This is a genomic window from Pseudoalteromonas sp. (assembly GCF_041613455.1).
Classification (GTDB): domain Bacteria; phylum Pseudomonadota; class Gammaproteobacteria; order Enterobacterales; family Alteromonadaceae; genus Pseudoalteromonas.
In genome coordinates this window covers 1-3410 of sequence record NZ_JBFJHD010000275.1, presented here as the reverse complement: position 1 = coordinate 3410, position 3410 = coordinate 1, and the positions used below count along the sequence as shown (strand labels likewise).

General features: G+C 44.4%; 4 protein-coding genes. All 4 read right to left on the bottom strand.

What is annotated here, in order from left to right; all coding sequences use genetic code 11:
• Window positions 1-168: 168 nt before the first annotated feature.
• Entirely contained in the window at window positions 169-1434 is a 1266-nt protein-coding gene (locus tag ABYB02_RS15805; protein ID WP_372763353.1) for a RidA family protein, read from the bottom strand.
• 462 nt (window positions 1435-1896) lie between these two features.
• Complete coding sequence (locus ABYB02_RS15800) at window positions 1897-2481, bottom strand: HupE/UreJ family protein (protein ID WP_372763352.1); 585 nt, start codon at window positions 2479-2481, stop codon at window positions 1897-1899.
• A 53-nt stretch (window positions 2482-2534) separates the two neighbouring features.
• Window positions 2535-3173, bottom strand: a complete 639-nt coding sequence (ureG, locus tag ABYB02_RS15795) for an urease accessory protein UreG (protein ID WP_372763351.1) — start codon at window positions 3171-3173, stop codon at window positions 2535-2537.
• 30 nt (window positions 3174-3203) lie between these two features.
• Window positions 3204-3410: urease accessory protein UreF (locus ABYB02_RS15790; protein ID WP_372763350.1), on the bottom strand; the 207-nt coding region annotated here is incomplete at its 5' end.

The window sequence follows — 3410 nt, the reverse complement described above, 5'->3', positions numbered from 1 at the left end:
GGATGGTTTTATAGCTCAGTAGCTATAGCTAAGTAGGTAGTCGTTAGCATCAGGCTGTGGGGGCTTTAGCGGTTTGTAACGAGTGAGTGTGAGAACAGCATAACTTTTAACAGTTAAAAGTTATGCTGATTATTTACGCATACTGAGATTGGCTCAGCAAAGTGAGTACTATGCTGTTGGTGGAGTACCTTCAGCGTTAGACACAACCGCATCCATTTGCACCAAAGCGTCCATCGCAATAGCGGCCACACCAATCACAGTTCTTGCGGGTAAATCGCCTTGGAAGAAGTCCTTGTATACTGCATTAATAGCGGCTACATCGGCAATATTTTTCACTTGAATGTTCACTTTAACGATATCGTCCATCACGTGATCAATACTTTCTACAATGGCTTTAATATTATTTAAGCATTGTGTTGCTTGGCTGGTAATATCATCTGCAACCAGCTTACCGCTTGTTGCGTTCACTGGTAGCTGTGCAGAAATATGATTGTAATGCGAAAACGCAACAGTGTGCGTTGACAGCTTACACTTTGGCGCGTTTGGGGTATTATTTGCTTTAATCACAATACCATGTCGGTCTTCAACAGCTTGCGGTGGGGTACCATCGCCGTGAGATACCACGGCATCAATTTGCACCAGTGCCCCCATAGGTAAGGCTGAAACTGCAATAATGGAGCGCGCCGGTAGGTAGGCTTGGCTGCGTGCAATAGCCGAGTCTGGGAAAAAGCTGCTATACACCTCGTTTATAGCATCCATATCGGCTAGATTTTTAACAAAAATATTTACCTTAACGATATCGTCAAACGGCACATCAATACTGGTTAAAATGGCTTTTAGGTTTGTTAAACATTGCGCAGTTTGCTGCTTAATACCGCCTGCGACTATATCACCTGTTTTTGCATCTATAGGTAATTGCGCTGAGGTGTTGTTGTAATGAGAAAAAGCCACCGTATGCGTAGAGCTGCTGCATTGTGGTGCCGCAGTGGTGTTTTTTGCTACTTTAACTAAGTCGCAAGGGGCTTGCGGTGTGGTCCCTTCGCCATTAGAAATAAGCGCATCCATTTGCACTAACGCACCTTCTAGCGGTAAGGCGGCCACGGCAACGAGAGTACGAGTAGGGAAATAGTCTGTAAAAAAGCTAGCGTATACAGTGTTTACGGCATCAACATCGGCGATGTTTGTTACAAATACATTTATTTTTACCACATCGTCCATCACATGGTCGATACTTTCAATCACAGCCTTAATATTCGTTAAACATTGTTTTGCTTGTGCAGTGATATCACCAGCCACCAGTTCGCCGCTGCTAGGATCAACAGGTAATTGCGCTGAAATATTATTATAATGCGAAAAAGCCACTGTTTGTGTTGCAACAGCGCTAATGGGCGCATTATCGGTGTTTCTTGAAAGCTTTATGATCGTGCCACTCATTTTTATATTTCTCCTAACTGAGATAGTGCTAATACGGGGTTTATTAACCGTATTAAATTGGGTCTTGGTTTATCCAAGTGGTTTACCAATGTTATTAAATAACAAAGCCTGAATAGCGGTTTAAGTGCCTACTCACGAAGTTGAAAATAACCAATAGCCTAGGCTATTAACGCGTTATCATTTTAGCTAATGTAAGCTGATTGCTCGCAACTGCAAAAATACAGCAGGTAAAGCAATGCCAAAGCGCATGCTCCGTACACCTAATTAGCGTTAATTTCACCTTGTGACTTAGCCTGTTTAGTGGCGCTACAAGAGTTTTGTTAAATTATGCGATTGGCATTTTGCTCGCTGACAAGCAAGCAGCTGTTTGCTTGTCAGCGACGTGTTGGTAAAGAGAGACTTAACTGGCAGTTAATGAAAGACAGCAAAGCTCCCCTTTGGGGGAAATTGAGTTACGCGCTATTAGCCAACGGCTAATGCACCACCAATGACCGCAACAATACCGCCTAGTGCACGGGTAACACGGTTATCGGCTTTTAACATCACAGTGCCTAAACCACGGCCTACAAAGGTAATTGCAAGGGTGGCAAGAACAAAACCAGCCATGTAGCTTAATAAGCTTGCACCTTCAGCCATTTCCGCACCATGAGCGAAGCCGTGAGTTAGCATAAATAGTGCGACTAAACTTGCGCCTAATACGGTAGGTAATTTGGCCATAGTAGCAATTAATATACCGGCCAGTAATACACTCATGGCGATACCGGTTTCAACGCCCGCAAAGCTTAGACCGCTCCACGCTAGCACGGCACCTAATACCATACCAGCGACAGCAAATAATGGCGCGCCGCGCTTCATTGCGGTGCTTTGGCGAATACTCCAAAAACCAATTGCCGCCATTGCTAACAAGTGATCGATACCCATTAGCGGGTGTAATAAACCGCTTAGGAAATCGCTATGGCCTTCGGCGCCATGACCAGGGTGAGCTAACGCAGCAGTTGCTGTTAGCATGAGGCCTAATCCCATCAGTAATTTGGTCATTATCTTCATAATATTCTCCGTTTATATTTTTCTATACAGTTTTGTTTTGATTAAAAGTGGTATTAATTAATGCTGTTTGGCTTGCCAGGTCTACGCTCAGGCAGCATACCTTGCTTTAAAATAAAGCTGATAATTTCTTCTAAGCCAACACCATCGTATAAATTGGCAAAAACAAACGGGCGTTCACCGCGCATTTTTTTCGAGTCGCGTTCCATGACGTCTAGCGACGCATGCACATATTCTGCAATATCAATTTTGTTAATGATTAATAAGTCAGATTTAGTAATGCCAGGGCCTCCTTTGCGGGGAATTTTATCGCCCGCAGACACATCAATTACATAGAGCGTTAAATCAGACAGCTCAGGGCTGAATGTGGCCGATAGATTATCGCCGCCCGACTCAACCAGTACCAGTTCAAGCTCAGGGTGACGTGCTTGTAAGTCGTCAATTGCTGCGAGATTCATCGAAGCGTCTTCGCGAATAGCTGTATGCGGACAGCCACCCGTTTCTACGCCTAGAATGCGATCTGCTGGAAGTGCTTCATGCTTAAGCAAAAAGTCAGCATCTTCGCGGGTGTAAATATCATTGGTGACTACGGCAATATTGTAATGATCTTTTAATGCCTTACATAATTGACGTAATAAAGCGGTTTTGCCAGAGCCAACAGGGCCACCAACGCCGATTCGTAAACAATGTGTCATTGCTGTTTTCCTTGTAAAAGTAGAAGCTGTTTAGCTTCGAAATAATCTTGAGTATTGTGTTTCATGTTGTGCACTGCCAAGCGCTAAGCCCGGCATAATAGGGCCAAGCTTGTCGTCAGCGAGTGTCAGTGCAGTGTCAATGGCAACTACTAATTTTGGTCGCAGCTGCTCAACTAAACGTTGCGCCGCGGTGTGGCCAAGTGGCATAGCTTTGCACGCCACGGCGAGTTGATTTTC

Excerpts from the sequence above, each read along its gene's own strand:
- ureG (WP_372763351.1), bottom strand. The coding sequence starts at position 3,173 with ATGACACATTGTTTACGAATCGGCGTTGGTGGCCCTGTTGGCTCTGGC.
- ABYB02_RS15805 (WP_372763353.1), bottom strand. The coding sequence starts at position 1,434 with ATGAGTGGCACGATCATAAAGCTTTCAAGAAACACCGATAATGCGCCC.
- ABYB02_RS15800 (WP_372763352.1), bottom strand. The coding sequence starts at position 2,481 with ATGAAGATAATGACCAAATTACTGATGGGATTAGGCCTCATGCTAACA.